Source organism: Sphingobacterium yanglingense (assembly GCF_004363245.1).
Taxonomy (GTDB): Bacteria; Bacteroidota; Bacteroidia; order Sphingobacteriales; family Sphingobacteriaceae; genus Sphingobacterium; species Sphingobacterium yanglingense.
The window spans coordinates 1,202,852-1,227,415 of sequence record NZ_SNYV01000011.1; the positions used below are offsets into that span (position 1 = coordinate 1,202,852).

Annotated in this window: 16 protein-coding genes; 1 reads left to right on the top strand and 15 read right to left on the bottom strand. The window is 40.5% G+C overall.

The features are described 5' to 3' along the window. Positions 1-44: 44 nt before the first annotated feature. The 7 genes from CLV99_RS07450 to CLV99_RS07480 all read right to left on the bottom strand — a co-directional run bounded on the left by CLV99_RS07450 (position 45) and on the right by CLV99_RS07480 (position 11,609). Positions 45-1,220, bottom strand: coding sequence for a sialidase family protein (locus CLV99_RS07450; protein WP_133583846.1), 1,176 nt, complete (start codon positions 1,218-1,220; stop codon positions 45-47). Positions 1,221-1,302: 82 nt separating this feature from the next. Then, on the bottom strand, positions 1,303-2,775 hold the full coding sequence (locus CLV99_RS07455) for a RagB/SusD family nutrient uptake outer membrane protein (protein ID WP_133583847.1): 1,473 nt from the start codon (positions 2,773-2,775) through the stop codon (positions 1,303-1,305). A gap of 2 nt (positions 2,776-2,777) precedes the next feature. Continuing rightward, positions 2,778-5,825, bottom strand: coding sequence for a SusC/RagA family TonB-linked outer membrane protein (locus tag CLV99_RS07460; protein ID WP_133583848.1), 3,048 nt, complete (start codon positions 5,823-5,825; stop codon positions 2,778-2,780). A 30-nt stretch (positions 5,826-5,855) separates the two neighbouring features. Continuing rightward, positions 5,856-6,782, bottom strand: coding sequence for a dihydrodipicolinate synthase family protein (locus CLV99_RS07465; protein WP_133583849.1), 927 nt, complete (start codon positions 6,780-6,782; stop codon positions 5,856-5,858). A 21-nt stretch (positions 6,783-6,803) separates the two neighbouring features. Then, entirely contained in the window at positions 6,804-8,354 is a 1,551-nt protein-coding gene (locus CLV99_RS07470) for a sodium:solute symporter (protein WP_133583850.1), read from the bottom strand. Next, positions 8,351-9,994 (bottom strand): ribulokinase, encoded by a 1,644-nt coding sequence (locus tag CLV99_RS07475; RefSeq protein WP_246032712.1) that lies wholly within the window; start codon positions 9,992-9,994, stop codon positions 8,351-8,353. The genes CLV99_RS07470 and CLV99_RS07475 overlap by 4 nt, the downstream gene beginning before the upstream one ends. Positions 9,995-9,998: 4 nt before the next feature. After that, positions 9,999-11,609, bottom strand: coding sequence for a fucose isomerase (locus CLV99_RS07480; protein WP_133583852.1), 1,611 nt, complete (start codon positions 11,607-11,609; stop codon positions 9,999-10,001). Positions 11,610-11,762: 153 nt separating this feature from the next. Here CLV99_RS07480 and CLV99_RS07485 point away from each other — a divergent pair, with 153 nt between their 5' ends. Continuing rightward, positions 11,763-12,632, top strand: a complete 870-nt coding sequence (locus tag CLV99_RS07485) for an AraC family transcriptional regulator (protein WP_133583853.1) — start codon at positions 11,763-11,765, stop codon at positions 12,630-12,632. A 48-nt stretch (positions 12,633-12,680) separates the two neighbouring features. On the opposite strand, the gene CLV99_RS07490 is transcribed toward CLV99_RS07485, so the two are convergent. From CLV99_RS07490 to CLV99_RS07525, 8 genes are all read right to left on the bottom strand, one after another. Next, positions 12,681-13,802: a TlpA disulfide reductase family protein gene (locus tag CLV99_RS07490; RefSeq protein WP_133583854.1), complete on the bottom strand. Its 1,122-nt coding sequence runs from the start codon at positions 13,800-13,802 to the stop codon at positions 12,681-12,683. After that, complete coding sequence (locus CLV99_RS07495; protein ID WP_133583855.1) at positions 13,795-15,135, bottom strand: RagB/SusD family nutrient uptake outer membrane protein; 1,341 nt, start codon at positions 15,133-15,135, stop codon at positions 13,795-13,797. Before CLV99_RS07495 ends, CLV99_RS07490 begins: the two co-directional genes overlap by 8 nt. An 11-nt stretch (positions 15,136-15,146) precedes the next feature. Next, the gene (locus tag CLV99_RS07500; RefSeq protein WP_133583856.1) at positions 15,147-18,443 is read right to left on the bottom strand and encodes a SusC/RagA family TonB-linked outer membrane protein; all 3,297 of its coding nucleotides are present in this window, start codon (positions 18,441-18,443) and stop codon (positions 15,147-15,149) included. Positions 18,444-18,495: 52 nt separating this feature from the next. Further along, a complete protein-coding gene (locus CLV99_RS07505) occupies positions 18,496-19,704 on the bottom strand; it encodes a FecR family protein (protein ID WP_133583857.1) in 1,209 nt (402 codons plus the stop codon). A 148-nt stretch (positions 19,705-19,852) separates the two neighbouring features. Beyond that, positions 19,853-20,443 carry an RNA polymerase sigma-70 factor gene (locus CLV99_RS07510; RefSeq protein WP_133583858.1) on the bottom strand — a complete coding sequence of 197 codons (591 nt, stop codon included), beginning with the start codon at positions 20,441-20,443 and terminating at the stop codon, positions 19,853-19,855. A 145-nt stretch (positions 20,444-20,588) separates the two neighbouring features. Next, positions 20,589-22,559: an NHL repeat-containing protein gene (locus CLV99_RS07515; RefSeq protein WP_133583859.1), complete on the bottom strand. Its 1,971-nt coding sequence runs from the start codon at positions 22,557-22,559 to the stop codon at positions 20,589-20,591. A 54-nt stretch (positions 22,560-22,613) separates the two neighbouring features. Beyond that, positions 22,614-23,246, bottom strand: a complete 633-nt coding sequence (locus CLV99_RS07520) for a DUF4998 domain-containing protein (RefSeq protein WP_162850050.1) — start codon at positions 23,244-23,246, stop codon at positions 22,614-22,616. A 102-nt stretch (positions 23,247-23,348) separates the two neighbouring features. After that, positions 23,349-24,563, bottom strand: a complete 1,215-nt coding sequence (locus CLV99_RS07525; RefSeq protein WP_162850051.1) for a DUF5126 domain-containing protein — start codon at positions 24,561-24,563, stop codon at positions 23,349-23,351. Position 24,564: the final 1 nt, after the last annotated feature.

A 24,564-nucleotide genomic window follows, 5' to 3' on the forward strand; every position in this document is an offset into this window, starting at 1 on the left:
AATATCGGGACAACAAACTCATTACATACTGTAATTGGGTGACTTTATAATTTTCTAAAACCTTCAATACGATGAAATGTTAAAAAATTAGCATCATGGTTATTTTTTGCATCTACTTTTCCATCGTTGTAAGCTGTTCTACACAATACAATCATATCATTGCCTTCAAATAGCCAATCTACATATTGAAAACCATGATTGGCAACGTCTTTATGTTCCAAAATCACTTTCACATCTTGCCAATTCTGCAAATCTTTCGATTTACGTAACATTAGTACGTTTCGATAATTGGCGGGGTTGGTTCGCTTAGGATCCACTTTCCTATATCTCTCCGGGATTGAATTGGTCAATGTATAATAGTAGGCACTTTCCTGATCATACTTGATTACAAATTTCTTACTTCCTCCGTCAAACGGTATAAAACCTTTCACAGGATCAAAACTTAATTCCTTTCCGTCTGGCGAAATCTTCACCATAGCTGCCTTTTCATCAAGTGTAGTTTTATCATCCACTCGCAACATATTCCACATTTGTTTATCTGGTCCCACAACAAAATTTCCTTCGAGCCACCCTGTGAAATTACCATTTAGGTAGGTCTTATCAAAAAACAATGGCGTACTCGCCTGCCACGACTTTGCGTTCATCAAATCGGCATCAATTGGTGCCGACATCACCATTGCTCCATAACGTTCACCCCACTTTAAGACAGGACCGTGTGCAGTCTCCATCGGCCTCCACAAGCGACCATTATACTCTACCACTGGCATCGGAGCACAGTGAAATTCACCAGTTAATAGCACACCGTTTTCTTTATTTGTTGGCTGAGTCCAAGACTTTCCTCCATCTAGAGATTTACGGATAAGCACAGTACCATGGTGTCTATCTGGCCCAAGCAAATACAGCTCTCCCTTATGCACAAATAAAGAGCTCCAAAATGCGCCATTGATTTCACAGGACTTTTTCCAAGAACGTCCTTTGTCTTTTGAACGATAGATAGTCGTCACGGCCTGTTGCCATTCGGAGCTTTGGGGGCCAAAAAAATCGTGCGATGCTACATAATCACCATTTGGTAATACAACCAAACTGGGTGAACCTATATATTTTTGTGTACTCGCAGATTGGTAGTGAACCACCGTACCTGGTACATTCGAAAAACGTTGAGCGAAACTTTCGGTACTTGTCAGTAAAAGGACAACGTATAGAAAAAAAAATCTTTGCATAATATAACTTATTTGATATTCCGTATAACTAATTTAGAGTTTTCTCTTTAGCATAAGCAGTGCTTATAAAGAAAAAAATCTATTAAAAATTCTCATTTTGTTTAATCTGTGGATCAGAGTCAATTACAACCTGCGGTATAGGATGAACCAGATGATGTGATTTTGCGTTTTTACCACGTCTCACAGCATCAGAGATAAATTTCCCCATACGGATCATATCCATACGGCGATGCCCCTCATTGTAAAATTCATGTCCCCGTTCTAACAAAATTTTATCTCTAAACATCTCTTTACTGGTCACCTCAACAACTGTCAGATCCGATAGTCCCGCCCTTTTACGAACTAGATTCAAATAGTCAAAAGCCTGTTGATTAGGATACTGTAATTCATTGAGTGCTTCAGCATAAGATAAATAAATATCAGACAATCTAATTTCTGGAATATCATTACCGTGGGCAGCTCCGACATGATTCTGATCTGGCCAGTATTTAAATGACCGCACATTATCCGATCCCAATAGCATTACTGTTTGGTCAGCATTATTGATATAACTTGTAATCATCAGATTCTTTCGTTTATCATTCGCTTCAAAGGAATTATAAAACTCATCGTAAATCCTAAACTCATTTGGCCAATTTAACCAACTGGATTTAAAGGTAAGTCCAATCTGAGGGGCAGATTTAAAATTTTCTGGAAACGCCACATTACTCCAACTATTAGCAGTAGCACGATCAGAAGACGCAATAGCAGGACGCACCCAAATAAATTCTTTATTATTTTCATTTTCAACCTTAAACAAATCTTTATACTCTGGGTATAAGGTGAAGTTAAAATCATTTAAAAACTCAGCCAGAACATCCGTCGCTTTTTGCCATTGATGTGTATTCAAATAGAATTTTGCAAGATAACCTTTTGCGGCTGCTTTATGAGCTCTATATTTTTCCTTTTCAGCACCTGGATTAGGTAAATCAACAAGAGATGCTGATAACTCATTTTCAATAAAGCTTTTCATCTCTTCTTCCTTAGCTCTCGGCAAACTCAACGATTCCGTGGTAGAGGTACGTAAAGGTACTGGACCAAAAAAGAAATACAATTTATAATAAGATATAGCTCTTAAAAATCGAGCTTCAGCAGAATATAGCCTTTTTTCCTCATCAGAAAGATTAGAGGTTGGTATATTCTCCAAAAGAATATTACTATTACGGATACATTGATAGGGTGAGTCCCAATTCTGAATCAGAAAATCCATCGTTGGGTCCCAATTAAAATCTCTAAAATTCCGAATGCTAGCTTCAACGTTATCACCACTTTGATAAAGTATATCCGTAGCAAATTCTTGTGGACCTAAAACATAAATAGAATTATTACTATTCATGTTAGCCGCTTTAGCATATCCTTCATACAGTACAGAAGTGAGTCCTTCTTTAGTCTTTAGATAGTTGGCAGGCGATAATTGAGAATACACTTCTTCTTTCAGAAAATCATTGCAAGACTGAACGGTGAATGTTGTCGCAAAAAGAGCGATATATAATAATGATCTGTTAAAAGTCTTCATAACTATAAGTTTAAGTTGATACCAAACATAAATGTACGGGCCGTAGGATAGGCATTCCAGTCAATCCGGGCTCCACTCCCATTAGGGTTGATAGACGGATCATATCCCGTATAATCTGTCACAGTCGCTAGATTCTGTCCTACGACATAAAGATTTACTCCTTTTACATATTTTGTGTTTTGAAGCGGAATAGTATATCCTAATTTAACGGTATTCAACCGCACGTAGCTTGCATTCTCAACCGTATACGAGTTCACCTCCTTCTTTCCTTGTTTTAATGGGTTTACGAAAGATGGATATACCGTCGAAGGATTCTCTTCGGTCCATCGATTGAGCATGGGATCGGCCAAACGATTTCGTTTTAAATTTGCCGGAAAATAAGTATCTACCAGATTATTATTTAACATACTAACCCCGAAAACGCCATCGATAAAAATATTCAGGTTAAAACCTTTATAATTGAAGTCATTAGTCATCGATGCCGTATATTTTGGAAACGAATTCCCTAATACCAAACGATCATCTGCATTTACAATCATATCGCCATTAATATCCCTATATTTAAAATCTCCAGCTACGACTGCATCCTTAGTCGTGGAGAAATCATCACCTTTCTGCCAGACTCCATCTATTTCATAACCAAAGAAAGAATATATTGGTTCCCCCACCTTGATAATAGACACATTAGAAGTTCCTCCTGCAGATCCACTATAAATAATGGTATTGGTACCTAGATCTTTGACGATATTTTTCAACCAAGCAAAATTCCATGTTGTCTCCCAGTTAAACGCTCCTTTTACATTCTGTGTATTCATTAAGAACTCAATACCGGAGTTTCTTACAGCCCCAACATTGGTCATCATCGTCGAAAAACCAGTAGTACGTGGCACTGCGAGATTTAACAACATATCTTTGGTGTCTTTGTAAAACACATCGACACTCCCAGAAATTCTATTATTCAGAAAACCGTAATCCAACCCAAAATTGAGTTGTTCCGAAGTTTCCCATTTTAAATTTGGATTTGCGATACGACTAGGAGTAGTCGTACTGACTTGTCCATTTCCAATTACAGCCTTTTGTCCACCGGCATAAGTAGAGATCGACTGATAATTACCAATTTCCTGATTACCGGTCCGCCCCCAACTAGTTCTAAGCTTTAACGTATTAAAAACATCCAAATCTTTGATAAAATCTTCTTCTTCTAATTTCCATCCAAAAGCAAAAGAGGGAAACACCCCAAAACGATTATTCTCTCCGAACCGTGACGATCCGTCAATCCGTAAAGATGCCGTTAACAAATATTTATCATACAGATTATAATTTGCACGTCCTAAATAAGACAGAAGACTATTCCGTGTCCGACCACTGCTAACAATAAATTTTGTAGGATCAGCAAGTCCCATATTATTAGTTCCTGTCGCATCCGATGAAAAACCACTTCCTTGAGAAGAAGATGAAATATCGTTAAACTGCTGTCCTGTTACCCCCACTAAAAAATTTAAATCGTGTATATCAATTTTCTTCTTATAACCAACCGTAAATTCTGCTAGATAACTCGTACTAGTCCCGTGCAAAATACTAGCTATCCCTCCATTAGCACGTCCTTCGATCGTTTGTCTATCGACATACGTATCACGTCGTTGATTTGAGATATCTGCTCCAACATTTAGTTTTGCAGTAAAATCTTGTAGAAAATTCATTTCTCCATAGATAGTTCCTAATGTCCGATACAAGTTGGATTGTGACATCTTACCATTAGCAATAGCTAGAGGATTGTCGATATTCATATCTGGAGACAGTTTGTAAGTTCCATCAGCATTATAAATAGGCAATGTCGGATCATAGGCGATAGCAGCATAAATAATTCCTGCACGCTCATTCAAATCCATACCATTAGCGACATAATTATCTTTGATATATGAGCTTGTGATATTGGTTCCCAATTTAAAATTTCCTGTCGTATGCTCTAGATTTACTCTAGCACTATAACGCTTATTATCTGAATTGATTAGTAAACCATCCTGCCCAAAATAATTTAGAGATGTATGATACTTTGTATTTTCATTTCCCCCAGAGAAAGATAAATTATGATTCTGCACCGGTGCATTCTTAGAATACATCTTAGACAACCAATCCGTCCCTTCATCTATGTTACCTACGCGTTGGCTTGAGGTTCCTTCGCCTGCATCAATCAAACCATTAATAACGTCTTTATACTGTTGCGTCGAAAGTATTTTAATATCCCGCTGTATATTTTGTGTTCCATAATAGGCATCATAGTTCACATTCAAACCGCCAGTTTTCCCTCTCTTTGTCGTAATAATCACAACACCATTTGCACCACGAGACCCATAAATTGCAGTCGCCGATGCATCTTTCAACACCTCGATAGAAGCAATATCATTAGGGTTTATTGCATTTAGTGGATTACGGGCCGACTTCATCCCGGTAAAGTTGGCTCCAGTTCCCCCTACTGTTGCCGAATTGTCAATAGGAAAGCCATCCACTACATACAATGGTGAGTTGCCTGCATTGACAGAACCCACACCACGTACGTTCACCGATATCCCTCCACCGGGCTCTCCGCTACTTTGTACAACCTGAACGCCGGATACTTTACCCGCAATTAGCTGCTCGGCAGAGATATTTGCACCTTTATTAAAATCCTTTTCGTTCAGACTACTAACACTCCCCGTTATATCTGACTTTTTGGATGTACCATATCCAATTACTACTACCTCTTCCAATGCACCTTCTTGAGCAACCAGACTGATATCATAGTGTGTGCGGGAATCAAGCTGAACGCGCTGCGATTGATAACCAACATAGCTGACGGTAAGACTCTTATTACCATTTACACCAGACAGACTAAAACGCCCTTGCGCATCCGAATTGGCTACTCCCGCTTTGTCCCCTACTATAGTAGCCCCGACAATAGGATCACCAGTGGTCTGATCTTTGATCAGACCGACAATCTGTTGTTGCGCATTTACCTGATAACAAATCAATGTCAGCACAAACAGCATCAATTTTTTAAGTTTAACTATCATAACTGTACCTTTTATAAGTGGTTCATAATTTTATTGAAGAATCTCTAATTTTAATTTGTCATAATTTTCCTTTAGGTCATTCAATTTAACTTTTGTTTCTCCATCAAGCGGTTCTATATCATCTCGCCTACATGTTGTTCCCATCCAACTATACGTTCCTTGTAGGTAGTATTTGGCTGCAGTGGGATACGCATAGTGCATGACATCCATATTATCAATTAGGAATTGTTGCACTTTATCGATCTTATTTTTTTGAGAAGCATCATTATAGTTATTACATATCCAAACGATAAGCTCTGGAAAATAATTACCTTGAATACAGGATAAACCTTCCGAACCGGCCTTGAGCGTATCAACAGCATGAACCATATAGGCATCGTACAACCCAAAATCACGTACAACCTCCGTTGCCTTAATTTTTGCTTGTATATTCTCGATATCAAGAGACGTATCTTTATGGTACGTAATACGACCAGTTTTAACTAACTCTCCTAAAAAGGCTGGATCAATCACTCGCTTATAAGGTACAGGACATTCGTAAAAACCTAAAGGCACATCGTCTGTCAAAGTCAACAACTGTTGGATATTAGACCTAAATGTAGCTTCATCATCCTGCTCTTTGGCCATTAGGCTTGTTATCACAATAACAGCCTGTATACCTGTCGAGTATATTTCTTTCACGAACGCGGCTTGTGATTCAATAGATTCATCGAAGGTTCCAGTAGCGACAACAGGTACTCTTCCGTCCACTTTTTGTAGGATAAATGAAACCGACTCTATCATTTCCTGTTTCGACAAATGGAACATTTCGCTCGAAAGGCAATTGGCAAATAACCCCTGTGCACCAGCACTTAAATAGAATTCAATAAGTTTTTCTAGCGCACCGTAATCAATACTCTTATCCTCACAAAAAGGCATGAGCATTACGGGAATAAACTTTTTATTATTCCTAATCATAGTATTTTATATGTTGTTAGTTTATTTAGTTCTTAATTTTCGGCTTATATTTCCAAATAAAAATATAGTTAATGTACCCACCACAATAATCATGTTTGCATGCAACGGATTACGTAGATAAGCCATATTTTCAGGGATGAGGTAAGAAAATGTCATCCAAAGAATCACACAGATCCCTACAATTGTCCCAACAATAGCATCGCTATTAGAAGCCTTCTTACTGATTAGGCCCAGTAAAAATAGACCTAGCATTCCACCAGCAAAAATACCAGACAATGTCCACCAGACATCCAAAAGACTTTTGATTCCGATCATAGCAATGCCACAGATCATACCTATCACACCTACGATCACTGTTGCGATATATAATACTTTCAAGCTGTTTGTATCCGAAGAATCCTTATTAAAATACCTTTTATATATGTCCTCCGTAAATACTGTAGCCGAAGCATTCATACCTGAACTGATGGTACTCATAGCAGCAGACAAAATAGCAGACACGATCAGACCAAGCAGGCCCGTAGGAATCATATAAACCATAAAATGAGGCATAATCTTGTCCCCATAATCCGCAGGTTTCAATGTTTCTGCCAGCTCGGCGACCTCTGGTGCCTGTACCCCCAGTCCAAGTTGCTCGGCAGCGGCCTGTAATCTTATCGTAGTTAATAGCTCTGGATGCTGCATATAATAAGTATAAAGACAGGTTCCAATAATAAAAAACAATAAGGAAACCGGCACGTAGATCCATACACACAACCATACGGACTTATTTGCTTCTTTTGGACTCGACGCTGTGTGGTAACGCTGTACATAATTCTGGTCCATACCGAAATTGTTCAAATTGATAAAAAAACCGTATAGCAATACAACCCAAAAAGACGAGTTAACAAAATCAAAATCCAATGTCCCAAGGCTAAATTTATTTTCAGCTATTCCAACATCAATAATATCCTTAAATCCACCAGGTACCTCCTTAACTACCAAATAAATGATGACAATTGCTCCTACGGTCTTCAATATTCCCTGCACCACCTCAGTCCATATTACCGCTTCAATTCCCCCCATTACAGTATAAATAACGATACATATTCCTGTTACGATCATGATAACAACCATACTGTAACCAGTCAAGGCCTGTAATGTCAAAGAAATCCCAAAGAAAATAGAGCCAATACGTGCCAATTGGGTCAGTAAAAAACAAACCACCGCGTAGGTTCTGGCCCATGTACCAAATCGTTTCTCTAGGTTTGTATAAGCAGATACCTCTCCTGTACTTCTATAAAAGGGGACAAAATACTTGGTGGCTAACCATGCTGCCAACGGCATGGAAAGACTAAATGCAAAAGCGTTCCAGTTTCCTCCAAAAGCTTTCCCAGGAACTCCCAGAAAAGTATTTGAACTTAAAAATGTAGCATAGATCGATATCCCTATCGCCCATCCAGGTATCCGACCAGCAGCTCTAGTAAACTCATCGGCCGATTTATTCCTCCTCGAAAAATAAACTCCAACGAGTACCATAGCCAATAGATAGACCACGATTATGGCAATATCAAGTATGGGTAGATTCTTCATAATTCTAATTGTGTTAATTCTTTATAAGCTTGGTATAATTTTCTATAGATAGTAGCATGTTCAGGATTACAATGGTACGTTTTTGAAACTTTAGCAGCAAGTTTTATTTTAGCTGCATCAATATCTGGGTAGACCCCAGCTAGCACAGAAGCAAATATCACAGAACCCAATGCACAAGTCTGATCACTATCTACCACCTGTACGTCACAGCCAAGTACATCGGCCAACACCTGTACCACGTAGGGTGCTTTGTTGGGTATGCCACCTGTAGCGATTACCGTTTTTATAGGAATATTATAAGATCTGAACCGATCGATGATAGCCTTAGAACCAAAGGCGGTTCCTTCGACCAAAGCCTTAAAAATATGGCCAGCTTCAGTAGCCAACGTGATCCCATGAGCTGTTGCTACCTTTGTAAAATCCGCATCCGGTGTCCGTCGTCCGTTGTGATAATCAGTAAATACCATATCAGCAGCAGTCAAAGGGATAGCAGCAGCCTCTTTCGTAAGATAGTCAAAGAAATTGTTTTCCAGCACCTCGCGTTGTTGCTCTGAAAGATTCAATCCCTCCAAGCCCAGAACAGGCTTAAGCATCATCTTCTTGAGCCAATTATAGATATCGCCAAATGCAGATTGTCCGGCTTCAAAGCCGATCATCCCTGGGTCAATAGATCCATCCACTTGCCCACAGATTCCTTCTACCAAAGGAGGATTGTCTCCTTTCGGGACCACCAACATATCACATGTAGACGTACCGATTACTTTAATCAACGTATAAGCTTCACTCCCAGCACCAACCGCACCATGATGTGCATCAATAGCTCCTACTGTAATCAACGTATTCTCATCAAATCCATACCTCTTCACAAAATCCTCTCCTATTCTTCCATACTCTTGATCCGAGGTGTATGTTGTTGTATAAAACCTATTGACCAAATGATAAAATGACGAATCTAACGAACAGAGAAACTCCGAGGAAGGTAGACCTCCATGCGATTCGTTCCACATCGCTTTATGTCCCGCGGCACATCTGTTACGCTTTATTTCCGAAGCTTTATTCGTTCCCGACAAATAGGCTGGTATCCAATCCGACTGCTCTACCCAGGTAAATGCAGCCTTGACCACCTCCATATCATTACGGTTTACATGAAGGATTTTCGACCAAAACCATTCGGAAGAATAAATCCCCCCACTAAACCGAGTGTAGTCTATAGGCCATTTTTTAGCCAGTGTATTAATCTCGTCAGCCTCCTTAATAGCCGTATGATCCTTCCAAAGTATAAACATCGCATCAGGATTCTCCTCAAGTCCTTTTGATAAGGATAATGGCCGACAGCTTTCGTCCACAGCCACAGGTGTGGAGCCTGTGGTATTTGTTCCTATAGCCTTTATCCTACGTATAGACTCTGGTGACAGGTCCTTTAATAACTTCGTAAAAATATCATCTATAGATTCGACATAGTCCAAGGGGTGCTGCCTGTACTGATCTTTTGCCGGATTACAATACAAACCTTGTTTCCAACGCCTAAAATAAGACACTGCTGTCGCTTGCACTGTACCTGTAATCGAATTGACCAATAGGCCGCGAACAGAATCGGTACCAAAATCCATTCCTATTACCAGTTTCTCCTCCATGGCCATAGTTCTAGTTTATTCCGCAAAAATTGACTTTGATACCCATCGCCTCTATAGCGGCAGCTTTTATTCTAGCAGCACGTTCAACCTCAAAATCACCATCTACATAAACAACCTGTATATGATTAGCCTTGTGTTTTGCCATCATTTGATCCCGATTTACGCCATCCAACACCCCATGCATAATCGGCCATTGTCTATCCGTCAGATTCCATCGGCGTTCAGTTTCCTCTTTAGGCAATTCGACAACCTTTCCTGTACCAATATCACAGAACAATTCATTGTTTTCAATGTATATCCTACTCCATACAATCTTCCCAGGACGACTGATCCCGCGCAACGTGCCTCCTCCTTTTTTAAAGAACATAGCCGGTTGACGTAAACTATCAGCTCCTTGGTAGCCATCAATAAAGTGTGAAGCAGGAGCCGCTCCGGAAATCAGGAATACCCAGACAAATTCATTTACACCATTCACTATATAGTCTTCGCCATAGCGCAAATCATGAAGCGTATTGTCTCCATCTAACCCCAATGCATTCCACAGATGATAAGTCAAATATCCATCTATACCGGCGCATTCATCCACCTCATTAAAATGCGGCAATGCCTTACCCGGGTACAATTCTACCCCAGACTCGTTATACACTGGCGGTCTATCGGTATTGTTTAAAAGTCCTTCCACTAAATCGCTAGCAGGCACAAGATCCTTTAATCCTTGTTGATATTGAATACCTATAGTATCACAGCCAAATTCATCTGCCAAACGCAATGCAGCAATATACATTTTACATTGTTCTATTGTCTGCTCCCGAGTCAATTCCGTAGCCCCATCCTGCCCCCAATCAAACGACATTCCTTTGGCCAACATCCAATCCAAAACATGCTCTGCATCAGAATCTGATATTGTCAACATTTTTGCATACAAAGTAGATTGGCTTAATCTTTCCTTAAATATTCCCAACTTATGAATCAGCGCATCAGGTACAATTGCATTGAACATTCCCATGCAGCCTTCATCAAATACTCCCATCACAATTCTGTCTTCAAGTATGTTATGCGCAAGCTTCTCTGCGATGTCCTGATCTTCATTCGTTAGATTTTTGCCATCAAAAGGCTTTACATGCGAGTAGTCATGTGTTATTCTTCCTTTTTCGGTCCATTCCTGCAGCTTATCCATGAAGAACTTATCCGTAAAGTCTCTACTCCACAAAAAACTATATTCTACTTCAGCTTTTGTAAGCGACCCTGTCAGGTTCATAGCTCCTACCAATCCCGGATATGTACCATCCCAATTGGCTACGACTAATATCGGACCACGGTGCGCAATCAATCCAGCTAGTACATGATGACTATATTGCCAGACACTCTCTGCTACTATTAAAGGAGCATCCTTATCTATATCCCGAAATACCTTGATTCCCTCATGCTGATAGTCTATAAATCCATGTCCTTTTTCAGCGTTATAGCCGTGTGCTCGTTTTATCGTCCAGTTTAACTTCTGAAATGCCGCTTCCAACATTTCTTCCATTTTTTGCTGCATCGGCCAGCAGTTCAGATTTGCTGCTGGTCTTAGATCTCCACTACATACAAGGATCGCCTGTTTATTGTTTTTCGCTATCATAATTAATCTTATTTATAACCGGTATTACAAATATCAGGGAAGATTGGAGGGGAATTGTTTAATAATTTAGCTACTTATTCCCATATATTATCATAAAGTTGATTATATCAGTTCATTTTAACAACTTTAATAAGAAAACAAGATCCCTCTATTATGAAAGCGAAATTTCACCAGGTTCCTAAAACCAGTGACCATACGTTCAAGATCCGTCATGACGTACTACCTCATTTCGGTACCATATGGCATTATCATCCTGAGATTGAATTACATTACCTCATCAAAGGGGAAGGAATCCGATTTATCGGGGAAAACATCGCGAACTTTGAAAAAGACGAACTCATACTACTAGGAAGCAATATTCCACATACCTGGAAATGTAACCTTAAATCTGATAGCGAATACTATGTTGAAGCACTCGTATTACATTTTCATCCCGAATCATTAGGACACAACTTTTTGAGTCTACCTGAAACACTAAAGATTCAAAAGCTACTTACACTAGCCCGCCAAGGTTTGATCATCCAAGGTCATTCCAAACAGAAGGTCGTTAAATTGATGAATAAAATGAAAGAATCAACAGGCATCAATAAGATTGTGTATCTGTTAAAAATATTTGACCTATTGAGCGATAATGCCGAGTACGAGATTATCTCGCCCAATTATGCCGGTTCATCCTCCAATAACTTTGATGACGAGCGGATAAACAAGATATTCAACTATACTTTCAACAATTTTCAAGACAATATAACACTGGAAAAGATGTCTGAACTGAGTAACCTCAGCATCACTTCTTTCTGTCGTTTTTTCAAAAATCTAACCCAGAAATCCTACTATGACTTCCTAACGGAAATCCGTATTAATCATGCCTGTAGACTATTGATTAATTCCAACATGAAAGTAGGGGCCATTGCTGAGGAAAGTGGTTTTGAAAACACATCCAATTTTTACAGGCATTTCAAACGGTTTAAGGACAGCACCCCTAGTACTTTTAAAAAAGACTATCTAAACGACTTCGGAGAGTGAGAGAAAGGTAATTTGAAACGGCTCCGATAGAATCGGAGCCGCTTCAACTCAATTATTGATGAATTTGGCTAAGGCCATTTCCAATTCTTCGCCATGCAGCCCGATAGCTACAATACGTCCATCAGGATCAATCAGATAGTTCTGCGGCACAGCCCGGATAGCATACTTCACTGCTGCTTCATTCTTAAAATAGCCTAGATCGGATACGTTGGTCCATACCAAGCCATCTTTCTCTACAGCATCTATCCAAGCTTTCTTCTTAAAGTCTAAAGAGACACCCAATATCGTAAAGTTCTTATCCTTGTACTTGTGGTAGGCCTTCACAAGGTTCGGATTATCCTGCCTACACGGCCCGCACCAAGAAGCCCAAAAATCAAGTAAAACATATTTACCGCGATAATCTGACAGCTTTATAGGTACACCTGCTGTATCAGCCTGTACAAAATCTGGTGCCAATCCCCCTATTTTAAGTATTTTCATTGCCTCAATCTGAGAACGGAGTTCCCTACCTTCCGGGCTATTTCGCAATCGCTCTGTTAGACTTTCAAAAAGTGGTTCCACCAATGCTACGTTTACCGTTCCTCCGCTTATATAGTTCAAAGCATACAAACTGAAGTAAGAATCGGGATATGCAGTAACAAATTTTGCGTATCGTTCGTACAGATTGTTGACAATAGCACGTCGTCTCTCCTGAATCCTATTAAGTTCAGCCTCGTCCTTAGTTAGTTTAGCTCTGCTTGCCAAACGTTTAGTTTCTTCAAGCCCTACGAATTCTCTAAATAATACATAGTCCTTACTTTGGCTTCCTTTTACAAAATCTGCGTTCAACAAAGAGTCCTTAGCCACAATCTCTACTATCCCCGGCTCTAAAAAGCACTCCTTGGTATCAAAAACTCCTGTTTGTTTCCCATTCAAGTGTTCCAGTCTAAGCGTAGCTGGCACAGCCTCGTCTACATCTACTTTAAAAGCAAATTTCCCTTTTTTCAAATGAGTGGAGTCACGAAACATGACTCCATCTACATTATAACTCAACCACACTTTTGCCCCAGTTATTCTCCCCACCTTTCCTTTTATATGGGTTGTATGTTGAGCAAACACAAACAATGGCAGAGATAGGAAACTAAACACAATAAGTTTTCCATACCACACACACATTTTAGCCTTAATCATAACCTTCGTTTTGGCTTAGGTTAGGGTTCAATTGTCTTTCTCTATTCGGAATCGGATACAGTACATCCGTCTTCTCCCAAAACTCTGGCTTCAATGCCCCAATTACTTCATCGACACGATTCGTACGTTTCAGGTCCAACCAACGATGTCCCCATTCTGCAAAATACTCTACTCTACGTTCTCGCTCAATAAGAGACAAGGCTACTTCTTGGCTTGGCATCTCTACCTCTCCAAGTTTTGCACGCTGTCTCACCTTATTCAGATCCTCCTTTGCACCAACAAGATCCTTCAAATGAGCTCTTGCTTCTGCACGGATCAAATATTGCTCAGAAAGGCGCAATACCACATCAAATTCATTTCCAACACCCCCTCTTACTTTATATTTGAACGGGAATGCATATCCTGCCGAAGTGCCAACCCATGCAGCCTTCCTTGCGTCACCATTTTCAAACAAGCTCAACAGCGAAGGGTGTATCACCAAACTAGGTACACTTCCTGATGTAGGAACTGTATTCATTCCTACAGTAGTATATCCCAAATGAGACACATCGAAAGCAAAAATCACATCTTCTTTATTCCCTTGGATAAAGATAGATCCCAAGTCATTACTTAAGCTATACAGCCCCGTCTGCTTTATCACCTCCGTAGAGAGTTCTTCAGCCTCCTTATATTTTTCTAAATACAAGTACACTCTGGCCAACAACGCAGTCGCAGCCCACTTGTTTACACGCGTACGTTGTATTTTTCCTACCGGATAAGTCACGGGTAATAACTCTATAGACTTTTGTAGATCCTCCACAATCTGTTTATAGATTGCCACTACAGGTGTACGTTCTACAACTTCATTTTCCTTTCTATCAATACCTTTAATCAACGGCACCTCGCCAAATAAATTGACCATATAGAAATAATAGAAACTTCTTAAAAAGAAAGCTTCTCCCAAAGCCTGATTTTTGACAGCATCAGAGAAGGTCGCTGTCGGTACACCATCCAATATCGCATTAGTACGATATATCCCCACATATACTTCAGACCACAGGTCTCCGACTGTAGACTCGTTAGATTCTAGACTATTAGTCGTATATTGATCGTACGCCATAATCGTTGCATCCAGATCATCTGCTAGCATACTCGTATGCAAGGATAGCAGACCTAGTGCATTTGAATTTCCACCGTTGTACATTCCAGCAACCGCAGCCTGTAGACTCGCTTCATCTTCAAATATAAGAGACGTTTTGACCGCATTTTTCGGATCACCCACGTCCAGCCATTTCTCACAGCTAGAGAAAAGCAAAGTGCTTAAAATAGAAATAAATATAATAGATTGTTTCATGATAAGATCGATTATAAAGTAGTATGAAGTCCGATAGTATATACCTTCAATGGCGGAATTCCTGCCATTCCTTGAGTCTCTGGATCAAAACCTATGTATTTACTCGCAGTCCAAAGGTTCTGTCCGCGCAGATAAACACTTAAATTTTTCAGTCCCAAAGATTTCACCCGTTTAGGCTCAAACTGATAAGTCAAAGACACATTTTTCAAACGGATATAGGAAGCATCTTTAAATGTACCATCCGATGCCCGCCATCTATTGTACGAGGTAGCAGCCTCGCCTCCACGCAGAGTCGTAAGTCTAAACGGTTGATTTAGCACATCTGCAACCGCATTGTAAGCATTGCCCGGTATATAAGGCATCCCGTCATGATAGATATTAAAACCATCTTTCTTTACAAATGAGAATAAGAAATCTAACGCAAAACCTTTATAATTGAAGCTGTTATTTACACCTCCAAAGAACTTAGGATCTGAATTCCCCAATACAACTTCATCCCCTTTCCCAGTAGTTTCATAAACTCCAGGTGTGATATTGCCATTGCCATCCATATCCTGGAATTTGGCTATTCCATTTTCAAACCCTAACAAGTGATATCCTAAAGCAACTGATAGTGGCTGTCCAACAACATACGTACTATTCAGAGACGATTTTGCCAGACCAGGATAATTCAACAGAGTATTCTTTGCAGCAGTAAAGTTGATTGATGTGCTCCATGAAAAATTGGTTCTATCAATATTCTTTGTTGTTAGGTTGAATTCCCAACCTTTATTTTGTACCAAAGCAGGCAGATTCTCCAAATAGGTTTCAAAACCTGTTTGCGCTGCTACCGGAATATCGATCAATAAATTATTGGAGCGGTTTCTGTACCACCCTGCACTAAAAGATATTTTATCCTGCAGAAAGTTAAGATCCAATGCAAAATCCAATTTACGGGTTACTTCCCATTTAAAGTGTTCATTTGGCAGTGTTTCAGGAACCAAGGAAGCTACTCCATTATAATGAGTGGCAAAAGAACTCGCCGCATAAGTCGCCAAATAAGCATAGTCTTGATTCGGATCATTACCTATCGTACCATAACTTCCACGTACCTTACCGAAGCTTATCCAAGGTAGATTCTCTTTCATAAAGTGCTCTTCTCCAAAAATCCAAGCTGCACCAATACTTCCAAAGTTTCCAAATCTATTACCTGGACCAAATCGGGAAGAACCATCTCGTCTAGCATTCACATTTAGGATATATTTATTCGACATCACATAGTTAAGACGTGTAAATGCCGAAATATAACGCGTCGAAGCATACCCACTCAAAGAAACCTGACTATTAACAGAAGCCAAATTTCGATATAGCGCATCATTGGTAAAAGAACCGATTAAAAACAAAGGTTGCCCTGCCACAGAGTTCAGGTAAGTTCCCCCTATAAGCGCTTCCATACGTCCTGGCCCCAACGTACGTTGGTACGTCAGCTGTGGTTCGATCGAGAAGTTCTGATTGTAATTATTGTTGTAAGACAATTGCCCAGTAGACATTGTATTCGGATTTCGAGAGTTTCTCGTCATCGCTCTATAATTTTCATTATTGATCCTATTGAATCCCAACTCCGTTTTAAACTCCAATCCAGGTATAATCACATACTTAAGCGAGCTATTCAACAATATATTATCCGTTACAGACTCCATTGGCCCTAACAAAGCTGCTGCTGGATTAACGTATGAATTGTGCCAATAAAATGATCCATCATCTTTATATAATGGCAAGTTTGGAGGTAGCGCATATATTGCAGAAAGGCTAGCCGAAGGGAGATTATTGATATTCTTTGTATAACCTCCGGAGAAATTCATAAAGAATTTAGAATTTGCCGATTGCGTCTGCATGTTAAAGCGAATCGTGCTTTTTTTATCTTGGAAGCTCTGTGGAAAAATAGAGTTCTGGGTACGGTGATTTGCACTGACAAAATATTGATATTGATTAGACCCACCCGATACCGTTGCCGTTGCATCGATCATACCTGCTAGATTGCCATATACATAATCAATAAAATCTGTTTCACCATCGCCAAAAGTCAATAAGTCTGGCGCGTTGGCAGCTGTTGGTTTTAAATTATCATTCTCAAAAGCCTTTTTACGAACCGCTATGTACTCGTCTTTAGATAACATCTTCAACCTATTTGCCATCTGGCTTACTCCAGAATAGATATTAGCCCCAATCTTCATCTCACCCGCCTTGCCTTTCTTCGTCGTAATAATGACTACACCATTTGCTGCACGCGAACCATAAATTGCTGTTGCATCGGCATCTTTCAAAATATCAATACTCTCAATATCACTACTTGGAATATTGTCTAGTGGACTAAACCCACCACCTACTATCCCATTAACCACCGGATTGCCAGAAGTTTGTTCTGTAGGTGTTGCCGAAAAAGGAACACCATCTACAATATATAAAGGATTCTGACCTGCCTTGATCGTATTTTTACCACGGATCTCCACCTTCACTTGGCTTCCTGCTATTCCTGACCCCTCACTAATATAAACCCCTGCTACTCTTCCTGACAATGCTTGTAGCGGGTTGGACACGGGTTGTTTCTCCAAATCTTCAGCACGTACTGTAGCTACAGCGCCTGTAGTCAATCGTTTTGACGTCTTACCATAGCCTATCACCTGTACCGCATCCAGAGGGTTGTCCAATACCGTCAATACAATATTTCCCAACTGTGGTCTGCCTATCAGTTCTTTGGTCAAATAGCCCACATACGAGACCACCAATATTTCACCATCCTGCACATTTTTCAGCACAAAACTACCATTGGAATTGGTCTGCGTACTCTTGTTCATACCTTTGACCGATACCGTAGCACCGCCCAATGCTTGTCCATTCTGCCCGACAATACGCCCTTCCATATCTACCGTAGCCTGCACCTCTTTCACGTTGATAGCTGTAGCAGCCTGCTGTCCCTTACGAATAGTAATTCCTTCGCCAGTGACCTGATACGACAAAGGCAGACCTTTTAGCGCAACTTCCAACACCTCTTTGATATCTGCATTTTTCAAATCTACAGAAACCTTATAGCTATCGTTGAGCGTCTTTGCATCATAAAAGACATCCATATTGCTCTGCTTTCTTATCTCTTTTAATAAGGAAACTATCGTTACGTCCTTCACTTTCACAGTCACCCTTTGGCCAAAAGCCATAGCATTCGCTTGCATGAGGCAGACTGTAAGCACAGCTGCTCCCAACTTGGTTCGCCAAGCCTGCGGCACGCCCCCTAGCATCCGCTTGGACCACATGTTGTTTGTTGATTGATTCATTAAAAAATGGTAAATTATTGTTAGTTAATTAAATTCCTTTAATCCAGTCTGATCAATAGCGTGTCACATAGACTTTTCGCCCGTCCACCTTGAAGCGCACCATCTGTGTCGACTCGATAAACCGAAGAACAGATGACAAATTCTTTTTCCTCGATATCCAACCACCAGCTTCCAAATCCTTCGGCAACGACTCATCGTATATCATCTCCACATCATACCATCGTTCGATCTTGCGCAGTGCTGTGCGGAAGTCTACCTGCTGGAATGCAAAATCGCCATCTTTCCAGTCGGTTATATTCTCCAGATTTACCGCTCTTACCCGAACTTGCCCGTCCTTATTAATCGCCTGCTGTCCTGGCTGAAGCAAACGCTGCTCCCCACCCGTGTGCAATCTAATGGCACCTTCGAGCAGCGTTGTAGCGACAAAAGGTTCATCGTCATAAGCATTGACATTAAAATGTGTGCCTAGCACCTGTACTTCCTGATTGCGAGATCGTACAACAAAGGGGTGATCAGTATCCTTTGCAATTTCAAAATAAGCTTCTCCCTTCAGCTGTACTATGCGCTTTCCTGATTCTATCAATTTAGGACGATAGGTCAATTCAGACAGCGCATTCAGCCACACCTTAGATCCATCAGGCAGCAACACCCTATACGTCTGCCCCTTGCCTGTAGCCAATACATGCGGATATTGCGTATCCCCTTCCGTATCTGCGACACGATAGGTCAGTTCGCCATCCTTTCCCTTCTCTACCATTATACCAGCCTCAGACGCTATTTCTCCACTCGCCGTAGCCCCTAATGCAATGGTGCGACCATCTGCTAACCGCAGAGTAGCTCCCTCCGCACCGCCCGGAATATCCTGTACCACACGTTCTCCCGTCTTGATATCGTCTACATCTGGCACCGAATAGTACCACCAAGTACCCACACACAACAAAGCCGCTACTGCAGCCGCTACAGAGATACGTTTCCATATCGATCTTGATAGCGTGCGCACCTTTCCTATCTCCTCCTGCTCATCGTCCGCTGCGAAAATCAAACCCAAGATTGCATCAGCCCGGCATTCGTCCAATCGCCCCTCACTCAGATCCAGTGTAGTACTATCAGGAATTAAATCCTTAACCTGATCCTGATAAAAAGGGTCATTGACATAATTCCAAAGCTCTTCCTGCTCGGCCTCATTGATACGTTGCGCAAAATAAAGAATCATTAAATCCTTTAGTCGCTGATGAGATGATCTATCCTGATTTGTGCTCATATGTAAGGTTAGTTTTCCCTATTTAATTGTATTGACACCATAACAACAACAAATGGGGAGATGAAAAGTAATATTTTTTTAAAAATCGACAGAAAAACAAACAACAGACTGAATGTCAGTTATTAAAAATTAGTTTTAAATAGAAAACTTAAGAGAATAACAGGGCAAACAATAACGTATAGGTAATTCCCATCGTTTTAAAATGATTTCGGATCTTCTTTATAGCTTCCTTCATGTGCGAATGCACTGTCTCGTAAGATACCCCCATCTGCTCAGCTGCCTCCTGATATTTCAGTCCCTGTATATGGCACAGTTCGTAAGCAATCCTTTGCTGAGGAGTCAAGGTGTGTAATGCTTTTTCCAATACGGCTGTAGCCTCCTTCCAATGTACAGTATCCTGAGTTGGATTAATATCGATCTCCGTCTTACGGATGATCTGTTCTTTAGACTTCGACTCCTGTGCCATTTGTCTCAGGATATTGAAAGAATGATTCCGAACGATACGATTCAGGTAGGCTCCGAAGTTATCGATATCAACCAGTCGCTCCCGTTTTTGCCATATCTTAAAAAAGATATCCTGCACGACCTCTTCTGCCCAGTATTCAGAATGCGTCAACTTTTTACCGGAGAGATAAACGTAGTTGTGATACTGTTTAAACAGTAGCGTAAAGGCATGCCTATCACCATCCGCTATTTTTAACAGGAGTCTCTTTTCTTCTTCTAGTAGGTTGTCAGCCATGTGATTTGCTGTCAAAACTACGAAAAAGTTGCTCATTCCATTAAACGAGCGATAAAAAAATAGCGGAGTCTTATCGAAACTCCGCTACCTTATAGCTAACAATCATCTGTTAGGTCAATCAAAACTCGACAAATAGTGCTATAAATTAATTTGATGGCGTATAGCTCCATAAATCGGTACCCTCCCTGAAGTATATTTTATCGTTCGTTCCCAGTACCATGAGACTGGCATTTTCCCTTAGTTCTTTCAGCTCATCCTTTATAGGATCATAACTATACAGTCTATCGGTAAGCGTAAAATAAATTAGACCATTGGGATGTGATACAGCTAGACCATTTCTCCAAATGTGGCTTGGCTTGTCCTTGTAACTATAGATTTCTCTTTTAAAGAGCGTTTTTTTTGATTTCGGATCATATTTTATTAGCGCACCATCAGCAAAGCCCCACAGCCCCTTATCCGGACCTATAAAAAGTCCTGATACTGACCAATAATCTGCTATAGAATCGGTCCATAGCACCTTCTTGTTTTCTGGATCCCACTCGAATATGCGACCTTTATTTTCCACCGGTACTGACCCCAAGCCTCCAAAGATTGTAGACCCACCGATAATATGCCCATCAAATTCTATAAGCGAAGTAATCGCTTGGTTTGGAATGACATTAACAAAACTTTCCAATTTTTCGGTACCAACATTTAGATGCGCAATTGCTCCTCCCAACTGGCCATAACCTGTAATTGTCCCAAACAACACCTCGTTTCGGCTTTTCACAGGAAGTACTGCAAATGGCCTATCTTGATTTCTAATAGCGCCCAAGAATTTAGGATTCCCTTGACTGGTACTCCATGGCTTGGTCACGTCATAGGCAAATACCTCCGCTTTCGTATAGTTGCCAAAATAAATCGTATTCCCCATACTATTCATTCCTTCGGTCTGATGAAGACCTGGATAGTCTGCATGCTCTTCGGTATTAGGGTCAAAAGTACCGTGGTTTCCAGCTAGATACCCAGCGCTCCAAATTTTCCCATCTGGTCCCCAAAAAATCGACTGTATACTAATAGGTGCTTTAGGGACATCCAATAAAACCTCTCTTACTATTTGTCCTGTTTTCACATTTATAGTCAACACTTTATGTGTACTGGTCAACACCTTATAATGCCCCTGCTTATCCAAGAAACCAGCCCTCCCTCTACCTTCTATTTTTGCAATTTCTTTAGCGATTGGCTTAGCGTGTGCAAAATCCATTACATACAGTTTTCCACCAGCAGCATAATATACGTTCTGCGTTTTATCATCCCTCACCATTGATTTTATCTCGATTGAAGGAAGGCGCTGTTCATATTTACCCGAGTTCAGATTATAGACGAAGGTTTCTAAGCCTTTTGCGCTATTTAACCAAGCAAAGATCCTATCCCCTCCTTTCAGTCCAGGAATTAACTCCATATCATACACAAACTCATGGTCCCTATCTTCCTCTGCCAATAGGTCTCTTTTTTGCTTTGATGCTACATCTAACGCTACAAAAGCAGCATGTGAACCCAAACCTGCATATATTGTATTGTTCTTTTCATCATAAGCAATACTTCTTACATACTCTTCGTTGGTTTTCAAAGCACCATTTCCGACATCCTTAAATCCAGCATTAGGATCATATTCAAACACTTGAGCTCCCGGATAAGTACCTCCATATATCCTTCCATCTCTCCCAGCCACCAAATCCCAGATCACCTTTTGGTTAGGTAGAGCTAGCCCTAGATCCTTCGCCTCTACATCCCCTAATGTATAGGAATACATCTTGCCGTTTCCCGAAATGTAAACTCGATTATCAGATGAAACCTCCATATCCCAAGCCCCATCGGTACCTGGCAACAATGAATTGACAATCATCTTATTGGAATCCAGTTCGTACCCGATTAAACGAGCAGGAACACCACGTACCACTGTGAATACATACTCCTTCCCTTTACTATCGCTCAGAAAATGACTCCCCTGTATAGCCGCAGCAAACACCTGTGGGCCATGATTCTTAAACTGCGCTATAGATTTTGGGCCCCAGCTGCTTAGGGCAACCATCATAAGCATCACTCTACCAATTTTAAAACTCTTTATTTTTAACATTTAATTTCTCCCGTGTTTTTGCACAATAATTACTCATTTATACTATCATTCAAATCAATAGGCCACTTTCAAGGTACTAATCGGACTATAGAATGTATCAATACATAACGTATCTGGTTTGTATAGTGTTTTGTACTCCAAAACACTATGTTGCAATAATCTCGTATAGCTCGAACTATTTGTTTTCACCCCTACAACAAATTCCCTTGGATCATTATTGATATTGATATAGCTCACCTTTGTACCGATCGATGTACTCTCGCTACTTCCCCAATTCATAACTATCCCCTGATTTGCGGGGGTCCAGGAATGTGACAATAAGGCCCGGTTCATCAACGTACTTACATAACTCGGTCCGTAAGAGGTACTGCTGACATTAGCTGCCAACGAACGTACACCATCTGCATGAAAATGCACAACGTCAAAACTATACGCACCTTCCTTCAATGGGATTATAACTGATATAGTATCTATCCCCGGACTTCTGATAATCGGAACTTCTATCGAATCCGATTTATTCCGCCAATAGATTTTTGCTTTGTTTATATTCTGATCCGATAAAATCTGCCACTGCAACTTGACCCGTTCATTCCCAGGGAAAGCCTTTAGCAATTCGGGTTTTGCCGCATATCGAATTTCACCTGTTTCTAGATACTTGGTATAATCGTTTGATTTAGTACAACTCAAAACGCTCCCTATTATTAACAAGTACGCGAATTTTATACAATTTTTCATATATTTTTTTGTCTTTGATACCCTTAAAGCCAACTTCACATTTAAACGCTACAATTAATTACTCCCCCAAAATGTTATCTCGTGAAAGGCAAAATTTGCACTTCCAGCCCAGTTAGACAACACCTTGAGACGGATATACCGTATTGGCCCTACATCAGTCCTTAGACTTACCATATCACCATCTAACCAATACTTCTTATCCTCAGCTGTAACAGGGCTTACCCCCGCAAGATTACCTGATGGTTTGAATTGTTCATGTTCTCCTAGCTTTACCCAACCATTCCAACTGCCATCTGCCGGCGGTGGTCCAGGATGTCCCCATACTTCATATTTTTTTGGATTACGATCCGAGAAACGATAGTAATTATTCAGCCTCATCCTAGACAATATATACTTGTCACCGATATCAATAGTGATATGCTGTGGCAAAGCTGCGGCATTTGATGTAACAAAATACCGAGAGTAGTACGAAGATGAATAAGGATTGTCATAATCAACCAACACTACATCATCCCATAAAAATTGCCATTGCACGTAGGATAACCCCGGCCAGATAGGAGTGTCTCCAGGGAGAAGGACTTCTTTAAACTTCGATTTCGGCACTAGCTTTTCAAACAACGGTTTCATTTGGGCATACAAAGTATCCGAAGTATTTCCAAACCGATCTTTAATAAATACCCCAAACTTGTTCTCTTCCGATTTCATACCTCTAAATGAATGGCTTAACTTCTCTAATGTGGAATATTCAGAAGCATACTGTACAAAGTCCCCAAGCGAATCATTGTGCATAATAACCATTCCCAAGCGAGCTTCAGAATCATTCCCATCCCACTTTACATTAATCCCTCCAAAGTCAGGGGAAAGCTTGAGACTTTCGTACACCTTTAGATAAGGAGGTTGTAAACAAGCGAATTCGACCTTTTCGGCCACAGATTTATGATTACTTTTATTTACTGCGTAAACATCAACCTTGTATGTATCAATCTTGGGTAACCCTTCTATTTCGATCGTTGTCGTGTACTGCGAAGAAACAAACTGCTTTGTCTTTCCATCTGGCATGTGTACCTCTGCCACCACATGGGATAATGATTTACTAGTCGGCAAGGTATAAGTTACTCTCCCTCCTCCCCATGTAGGTTCTACCCTTACGTTGCTGACTGGCCCAGTAGGTGCCGCATCTGCTTCTATCGGTCCATGCTTTTCCTCCGAACATCTTATCATCAGTCCCCCTAGCACTATAATCATCGTATATATGAAAATCTTATTCATT

Excerpts from the sequence above, each read along its gene's own strand:
- CLV99_RS07525 (WP_162850051.1), bottom strand. The coding sequence starts at position 24,563 with ATGAATAAGATTTTCATATATACGATGATTATAGTGCTAGGGGGACTG.
- CLV99_RS07450 (WP_133583846.1), bottom strand. The coding sequence starts at position 1,220 with ATGCAAAGATTTTTTTTTCTATACGTTGTCCTTTTACTGACAAGTACC.
- CLV99_RS07460 (WP_133583848.1), bottom strand. The coding sequence starts at position 5,825 with ATGATAGTTAAACTTAAAAAATTGATGCTGTTTGTGCTGACATTGATT.
- CLV99_RS07515 (WP_133583859.1), bottom strand. The coding sequence starts at position 22,559 with ATGTTAAAAATAAAGAGTTTTAAAATTGGTAGAGTGATGCTTATGATG.
- CLV99_RS07490 (WP_133583854.1), bottom strand. The coding sequence starts at position 13,802 with ATGATTAAGGCTAAAATGTGTGTGTGGTATGGAAAACTTATTGTGTTT.
- CLV99_RS07500 (WP_133583856.1), bottom strand. The coding sequence starts at position 18,443 with ATGAATCAATCAACAAACAACATGTGGTCCAAGCGGATGCTAGGGGGC.
- CLV99_RS07485 (WP_133583853.1), top strand. The coding sequence starts at position 11,763 with ATGAAAGCGAAATTTCACCAGGTTCCTAAAACCAGTGACCATACGTTC.
- CLV99_RS07505 (WP_133583857.1), bottom strand. The coding sequence starts at position 19,704 with ATGAGCACAAATCAGGATAGATCATCTCATCAGCGACTAAAGGATTTA.
- CLV99_RS07475 (WP_246032712.1), bottom strand. The coding sequence starts at position 9,994 with ATGGCCATGGAGGAGAAACTGGTAATAGGAATGGATTTTGGTACCGAT.
- CLV99_RS07480 (WP_133583852.1), bottom strand. The coding sequence starts at position 11,609 with ATGATAGCGAAAAACAATAAACAGGCGATCCTTGTATGTAGTGGAGAT.
- CLV99_RS07465 (WP_133583849.1), bottom strand. The coding sequence starts at position 6,782 with ATGATTAGGAATAATAAAAAGTTTATTCCCGTAATGCTCATGCCTTTT.
- CLV99_RS07455 (WP_133583847.1), bottom strand. The coding sequence starts at position 2,775 with ATGAAGACTTTTAACAGATCATTATTATATATCGCTCTTTTTGCGACA.
- CLV99_RS07510 (WP_133583858.1), bottom strand. The coding sequence starts at position 20,443 with ATGGCTGACAACCTACTAGAAGAAGAAAAGAGACTCCTGTTAAAAATA.
- CLV99_RS07495 (WP_133583855.1), bottom strand. The coding sequence starts at position 15,135 with ATGAAACAATCTATTATATTTATTTCTATTTTAAGCACTTTGCTTTTC.
- CLV99_RS07470 (WP_133583850.1), bottom strand. The coding sequence starts at position 8,354 with ATGAAGAATCTACCCATACTTGATATTGCCATAATCGTGGTCTATCTA.